Genomic DNA, 351 nt, shown 5'->3' on the forward strand with positions numbered 1-351 from the left:
AGCGGGATGGACTTGTTCATGGAGCAGGTGAACTTGAACGGAGTGTGCACGCGCTGACCAGCTGGCTGGCCGGACTGGATATCACGAGGAATGATGACGGTGTGATCAATGGCCTGCACCATGATCTCGTCTTCATGGCCTTCCTGCCACACGTTACCGACGGAATCTTCCGTAAACGCGCCCTGAGTGATTGGACCCTGAGTTGACCCTTCAATGGTGATATAAGCGGGTGTTGGCATAGTATGCTCCTGGTGAGCGCCCTCCGTGTGCGGATAGACGCAGCAAAACAAATAAATGAACCCCATTTGATGAGAATGGGCCACAGCCCCAGACCCCAGTCTGCGACAGCGT

Annotated in this window: 1 protein-coding gene; it reads right to left on the reverse strand. The window is 55.0% G+C overall.

Annotated elements, in window-relative coordinates:
• A partial coding sequence (gene tssD / locus PPL9_RS09130; RefSeq protein ID WP_152986648.1) for a type VI secretion system tube protein TssD occupies positions 1 to 239 on the reverse strand: 239 nt, incomplete at its 3' end.
• Positions 240 to 351 lie beyond the last annotated feature (112 nt).

Source organism: Pseudovibrio sp. POLY-S9, assembly GCF_001431305.1.
Taxonomy (GTDB): domain Bacteria; phylum Pseudomonadota; class Alphaproteobacteria; order Rhizobiales; family Stappiaceae; genus Pseudovibrio.